Here is a 6,669-nt window from a genome sequence, read left to right on the forward strand (position 1 = left end):
GAGTGGTTGTTACCATAATAGGAATAGGACTGATTGGCGGATCACTAGCCATTACTTTAAAGGAAAATGGTTTTGCCAGCCGTATCATTGGTGTAGACCAGCGTCAGGAAAACTTGGATAAGGCTATTCGTCGTCGTTTGATCGATGAGGATATGGAGCTTGCAGAGGCGGTGGCGCAGGCCGATGTTGTTGTCGTAGCGACCCCCGTAGACGCGATGCTTACTTTATTGCCTATGATTTTAGATATAGTTGACCAACAGGTAGTAATGGACATGGGATCGACTAAAATAAATATCCTTCAGGCGGTGGAGGGCCACCCCAAGCGAGGACGTTTAGTGGCGACTCACCCGATGGCCGGAACAGAATACAGTGGGCCAGAAGCTGCGGTGCCAGCGCTTTTTGACAATAAGTGTACGGTACTTTGTGATATAGAAAAGAGTGATGAGGATGCCCATGAAATAGTAAAGCGCCTTTATGCCAGCATCCCTATGCGGATTGTGTATTTGAATAGCCAGGAACATGATTTACACACGGCTTACGTTTCGCATATCTCGCACATTAGTTCTTTTGCGTTAGCGCTGACGGTGTTGGAGAAGGAAAGAGATGACAACCACATTTTTCAGTTGGCCAGCGGTGGTTTCAGTAGTACCGTTCGCTTAGCAAAAAGCTCGCCGGATATGTGGATACCCATTTTTCGGCAAAACCGGGACAATGTCCTGGATGTATTGGATGAACACATTAATCAGTTGGCACGTTTTCGTAGCCTGCTCATCAAAAAGGATTATGAAAAATTCTATGAGCGGATTGAAGAAGCCAACCAAATTCGAAAAATAATTTCTTAAGAATATGAATATGCAATTTGAACCTATCGCGCCGAAATCAAAGCGCCCCTTCATCATTGCCGGCCCTTGTAGTGCCGAGACGGAAGGACAAGTAATGGCTACTGCCAAAGCATTGGCAGAACAGAATATCGACCTCTTTCGGGCAGGTATTTGGAAACCCCGTACTCGTCCGGGCTCTTTTGAGGGCGTTGGCAAGGAAGGGCTATCTTGGTTGAAACGCGTGAAGGAAGAAACAGGCCTGAAAGTGACTACGGAAGTTGCCAAAGCTGATCACGTTTACGAAGCCCTGAAATACGGGATTGATGTACTCTGGTTGGGCGCTCGTACGACGGTCAATCCATTCTCTGTTCAAGAGATCGCTGATGCCGTAAGCGGTATGGATATTCCGGTGTTGATCAAGAACCCTATCAATCCGGATTTACCCCTTTGGATGGGAGCGATTGAGCGCATTTACAAGGCGGGAATCACTAAGATTGGTGTTATTCACAGAGGTTTTTCTTTTCATGGAGAAACCAAATTTCGCAACGTTCCAAGGTGGCAGCTGGCTATTGAATTGAAGCGTAATTTTCCTGACTTGATGATGATTTGTGACAACAGTCATATTTGTGGCCGCCGTGATTTGTTGCAGGAAGTCGCCCAAGAGGCGATGGATCTCAACTACGATGGAATTATGACGGAAGTTCACCCTCGCCCGGATGAGGCCTGGAGTGATGCCGCACAGCAGATTACCCCAGATACTTTCCGCGATCTGGTCAGTAGCTTGGTATTACGTCAGGAAAACAGCGACGATGTTGAATACCTCGCTCATATTGATGATCTGCGTCAAAAGATTGATGAAATTGACGATGATTTGCTAAAGCTCTTGGGCAATCGAATGAAGGTTTCTGAGAAAATTGGCGAATACAAAAAGCGTAACAACATTGCTATTTTGCAAACTTCTCGCTGGAATGAAATCCTTGATCAGGTGATGGTCAAAGCCAACGCGGAAGGATTAAGCGAAAACTTTGTCAATACTTTCCTGCGTGCGATTCACCAAGAGTCGATTGACCACCAGGAGAAGGTGATGAACAGCCAGGAGGCTTAGTATGAAATACTACGTCCTTTGCGTAGATTATTTACTTTCTCATCCCTAAAGAATAAGAAGTCGTCTGTGTATAAAAGCACAGACGACTCTTTTTTTTTATCTTGCAAGCTAGAAAGAGTAGTATTGTAATACTTTTGTATTTTGGCTTAAGTACACATCATCTATTATTAAAGGATACGCGACATGAAAAATTTATTCATTATTCTAGCCCTACTTATTCCGGGCTTTGTTTGTGCCCAGTTTTCTCAAATGGAGAAAAGCGGTATTTCTATTATTGTTACCGATGGAACCTTTGATTCAACCCATAGCCCGCAACGCCCTCCGGGGGATGCTAAATACCAAGACCCTATCCGTTCCTTAGGGATGGTTGATGCTATTCAGGCTGGCGCTTTTACTGTCAGGCCAAGATTTGGCACCACGGGGTACCTACTTGTGTTCTGTGTAAATGATTCAGTAGGAGGAAAGCAAGGAACCCTCGAAATGGATGGTAATACTTATTACGGTATCTATCGATTGATCCGGCAAAAAATTTCTGCTGAAGAAGAAGTGCCGGAAGGTATGACCAGTTACCGATTAAAAGGAACGGTTTTCTTTCTCGGAATTTCATAGGTCATTTAATATAGACGAATTCAAAAATCCCAAAGTTTACGCTTTGGGATTTTTGAATATAAACAAGGAGTTTTGTCAGATCATGTTTTCGTTTATGGTACTTTGTTGAGCACGATTCCTTCAGCGGCCAGTAAGTGGCTTTCTGAAAATGCTCAGTTGTGTGAGCAAGCCAGCTTTCCAGGTGTACTTTATGATTTAGGGTCTTACCCTGGTTTTGTACTTGGAGAAAAAATAGTAGGTGCTGTTGTTGGAGAAATACATCGTCTTTCTGAACGTGAGAGTGCTTTGGATTGTCTTGATAAATATGAAGGCCTTGATGAGGAGCCTCCACTTTATAAAAGGGAGTTATTACTTCATCCTAAATATGGGGAGGTATGGACCTATACTTACCAAGGTGAAACCAAGGGTTTATCGTTAATTCCCGGTGGTAATTATTTGAACTACTGTAAAAAGCAGGCGAAACACCGTTTGTTTATTGGCTCCGTTAGGAAGTGATTTGTTCCTAAGGACAATTTTACGAAAGAATAATTCCTAATAATGAAGAAGGTAATGTTAAAACATTGGGTCGGTATTCTAGGATTACTAACCATCTATAGTTGTACTTCTACCTCTCAGGAAGGGGGGCATTTGTATACGAATGCACTCGTTAATGAGAGTAGCCCCTACCTGCTACAGCATGCGCATAATCCTGTTAATTGGAATCCTTGGGGAGAAGCAGCTTTGGCAAAAGCCAAGGAAGAAGATAAATTATTGGTCATCAGTGTTGGTTATGCCGCTTGTCACTGGTGTCACGTCATGGAGCATGAAAGCTTTGAAGATACCTTGGTGGCGCGCATTATGAATGAGCACTTTATTTCAATAAAAGTAGACCGCGAGGAACGCCCGGATGTTGATGATGTGTACATGGCGGCTTGCCAGCTGGCCACCGAGCAGGGTTGTGGTTGGCCCTTGAATGCGATCGCTTTACCAGATGGGCGTCCGATTTGGGCAGGTACTTATTTTCCGCGCAAGCAGTGGGTGGAAATTCTGGAGTACTTTGTCAAAGAAAAAGAGGAGAATGGGGCTAAAATGGAGGATTACGCTGCTAATCTTACGAAAACCATTAACGCAGTAAGCGCCCTCGCGCCAGTCGGCCAGATGCCAGAATTGAAGCCAGAGAATGCCGACAATTTTGCCCAATCCATGCTCTTAGGTCTGGATGCTGAACGGGGAGGCCGCAAAGGTTCCCCTAAGTTTCCGATGCCGGATATTTTTTCCTGGTTACAAGAGTATGCCTTTTTTACAGGCAATGAAGAGGCTCGCGGTGTTTGGAAAACTACCCTTGATCAACTAGCCGCAGGAGGGATCAACGATCAATTGGGCGGCGGTTTTGCTCGCTATTCGACGGATGATAAATGGTTGGTGCCGCATTTTGAAAAAATGCTTTATGACAATGCCCAGCTAGTGAGTCTTTTTTCAGATGCTTTCGCAGAAACGGGAACATCACGCTATAAAGAAGTTGTAGAGGAGACTCTCACCTTTATTGAAAGGGAATTGATGGATAAGCAAGGCGTTTTCTATTCCAGCCTGGATGCAGACAGCGAAGGTGAAGAAGGTAAGTTTTACGTCTGGACAACACAGGAAATCGATAGCTTGCTATCGCCCGCATCGGCTGAATTAGTAAAAAAGCACTACCGTTTTACCAAACATGGCAATTGGGAGGAGGAGATGAATATCATGCACTATGATCCTGCTGCTGACCCTTTGTCTGCGGAAGAACTTAGTACATTAAAAGCAGCGAAGGCCTTATTGCTTGATGCGCGCGCGCAGCGCGTACGACCAGGTCTTGATGACAAGGTTTTAACTGCCTGGAATGGCTTGATGATAAAAGGTTATGCCGATGCTGCTGCCGCACTGCAAAACGAAGATTATCTGAAAAAAGCTATAACCGCTGCGAATTTCATCGATACCAAGATGAAGCGAAAGGACGGAGGCTTGTGGCGGAACTATAAAGATGGAAAATCATCCATCAACGCATTTTTGGATGATTATGCATTGACCAGTCAGGCCTACCTGCGACTTTACGAGCTCACGTTTGATGAAAGCTGGTTGCGCAAAGCAGAACAGTTGACGACTTACGCCTTGGAGCATTTTTCGAATCCGGAAAGTGATTTGTTGTTTTATACGTCAGATCTTGATCCACCATTGATTACCCGCCGTACAGAGATTAAAGACAATGTAATAGCGGGTTCCAACTCTGCGTTTGCGCAGGTTTTATGGCAACTGGGGTTATTTCTCGATCGGGAAGACTTTAGTGAGCAGAGCCAGAAGATGTTGGCGGCAGTGCTCGCGAGCCCAGAGGCGATACAAACACCTAGTTTTTATGCCAGTTGGGGCGAGTTGATGTTGAAAATGGTCTATCCACCTTATGAAGTCGCTATTGTAGGGGAGAGGTGGCAGTCGTTAAACCATGAGCTGCAAGCTTCTTACTTGCCTAATGCCCTTTTCTTGGGAGGACCTGATGAAGGAAGCCTTGCTTTGTTGGAGAATAAAGCCGTTGAGGAAGAGACCTTTATCTACGTTTGCCGAAATAAAATTTGTAAGCTGCCTGTGCAAACTGCAGAGGATGCCAAGGCCTTGATGGATTAGGCTGAATATTGCCATAGGCATCCCTTTGCGATTTAAGAACAGTCCAAAAATGAAATTTGGCAAACTACAAAATATTGAAAGCGTAGACTTCACGTTGCCTGTTGATCCTGTCGGCAACGCAGCACTTTTGGCGTCCTTTCCAAAGGATGAGCAACCAATGGCTGTTTATGTCGGTTGCACCGGTTGGAGCATGAAAGAATGGATAGGCCGCTGGTACCCAAAGGGAACGAAGATCAAGGATTTTCTGTCGGTGTACGCCAAGCAGTTTAATACCATCGAGCTGAATACTACTCACTACCGTATTCCTGATCCGGATTTGGTGGCGAAATGGTGTAGCCAGGTGCCTGATGATTTTCGGTTTTGCCCAAAGCTGCCACAGACCATCAGCCACAGTAAAAACCTGGGATTAGGAGGCGATCAGTTGCCATTCTTTTGGGAAGCGTTGGATAATTTTGGTGAAAAGTTGGGGAGTTGTTTTATGCAGCTGCCTCCGTATTATGGGATAGACCGATTACCGCAATTAGCGCAATTTTTGTCGGTTTGGCCAAAAGATTTTCCGCTGGCGGTAGAGTTTCGCCACGAAAGTTGGTTTGCAGCAACGGCAAACATTACAGAATGGACGGAGGTACTGACTCGTTACGGTACTACTGTAGTACTAACAGATGTTGCTGGTCGTCGAGATGTTTTGCATCAGCATTTGACCAATCAACAGACAATGATTAGATTTGTCGGGAATGGCCTGCATCCGACTGATTATGATCGGATACATGCCTGGGTACGGCAGTTGGCAGCTTGGAAAGAACTGGGCTTAAAGACCGTGTATTTTTTTCCTCATGAACCGGATAATATTCTGGCTCCTGACTTAGCCCATTATTTAGTTCAGTACCTTCATGAAACGACTTCTATCACAACTCGGGGGCCTGATCCAATCAGTACTGGGCCGCAGCAAGGTGATCAAATCTTACTCTTCTAATCGTATGGATATTTTTGACAGTAATATTCCTTTCATAGCCAGAGATATCAGCTGGTTATCGTTTAATTACCGTGTACTCCAAGAGGCCAAAGACCCTTCGGTGCCGCTCTTTGAACGAATAAAGTTTCTGGCGATCTACAGTTCTAATCTGGATGAATTTTTCCGGGTGCGAATGGCTAATCATCGGAACCTGATCCGGATTGGGAGGAAAACCAAACGGCAATTACACATTAGTCCTAAGCAGACTGTTCGTACGATCCAGAAGATTGTGGATGAGCAGCAGGAGGAGTTTGCCCGCATTTTTGCGACTCAGATTATCCCTGAATTGCGTAAGCACAAAATTATCATCAAACGAAGGATGGACCTCGATGAGGATCAGCAACTCTTCGTGGAAGATTATTTCCGGGATCACATGCTTCCCTTTGTGCAGCCGGTGTTGTTGGTGAAGGATAAAATCCGCCCATTCCTGAATAATGCCCAGTTGTATCTCTCTATTTTGCTACAAGACAAGGATGCGCCTGACAGCCCTAGCG

At 45.0% G+C, this 6,669-nt stretch carries 6 protein-coding genes and 1 pseudogene; all 7 read left to right on the top strand.

Annotated elements, in window-relative coordinates; all coding sequences use genetic code 11:
• The first annotated feature begins 2 nt into the window (after window positions 1-2).
• Window positions 3-842, top strand: a complete 840-nt coding sequence (locus ACRBG0_RS18900) for a prephenate dehydrogenase (RefSeq protein ID WP_431488421.1) — start codon at window positions 3-5, stop codon at window positions 840-842.
• Between the two features lie 4 nt (window positions 843-846).
• Window positions 847-1,926: a chorismate mutase gene (locus tag ACRBG0_RS18905; protein WP_431488422.1), complete on the top strand. Its 1,080-nt coding sequence runs from the start codon at window positions 847-849 to the stop codon at window positions 1,924-1,926.
• Window positions 1,927-2,109: 183 nt separating this feature from the next.
• Window positions 2,110-2,535, top strand: a complete 426-nt coding sequence (locus ACRBG0_RS18910; protein ID WP_431488423.1) for a hypothetical protein — start codon at window positions 2,110-2,112, stop codon at window positions 2,533-2,535.
• 72 nt (window positions 2,536-2,607) lie between these two features.
• A complete protein-coding gene (locus tag ACRBG0_RS18915; RefSeq protein ID WP_431488424.1) occupies window positions 2,608-3,030 on the top strand; it encodes a gamma-glutamylcyclotransferase family protein in 423 nt (140 codons plus the stop codon).
• Between the two features lie 42 nt (window positions 3,031-3,072).
• Window positions 3,073-5,163: a thioredoxin domain-containing protein gene (locus ACRBG0_RS18920; protein WP_431488425.1), complete on the top strand. Its 2,091-nt coding sequence runs from the start codon at window positions 3,073-3,075 to the stop codon at window positions 5,161-5,163.
• A gap of 49 nt (window positions 5,164-5,212) precedes the next feature.
• Complete coding sequence (locus tag ACRBG0_RS18925) at window positions 5,213-6,136, top strand: DUF72 domain-containing protein (protein WP_431488426.1); 924 nt, start codon at window positions 5,213-5,215, stop codon at window positions 6,134-6,136.
• Between the two features lie 4 nt (window positions 6,137-6,140).
• Window positions 6,141-6,669, top strand: a pseudogene (locus tag ACRBG0_RS18930) (polyphosphate kinase 1); the annotation flags it as partial.

This window comes from Lewinella sp., assembly GCF_050633125.1.
Taxonomy (GTDB): Bacteria; Bacteroidota; Bacteroidia; order Chitinophagales; family Saprospiraceae; genus Lewinella.

Bases quoted from the DNA above. Each gene is read 5' to 3' on its own strand.
- ACRBG0_RS18905 (WP_431488422.1), top strand. From the start codon at position 847: ATGAATATGCAATTTGAACCTATCGCGCCGAAATCAAAGCGCCCCTTC.
- ACRBG0_RS18910 (WP_431488423.1), top strand. From the start codon at position 2,110: ATGAAAAATTTATTCATTATTCTAGCCCTACTTATTCCGGGCTTTGTT.
- ACRBG0_RS18925 (WP_431488426.1), top strand. From the start codon at position 5,213: ATGAAATTTGGCAAACTACAAAATATTGAAAGCGTAGACTTCACGTTG.
- ACRBG0_RS18920 (WP_431488425.1), top strand. From the start codon at position 3,073: ATGAAGAAGGTAATGTTAAAACATTGGGTCGGTATTCTAGGATTACTA.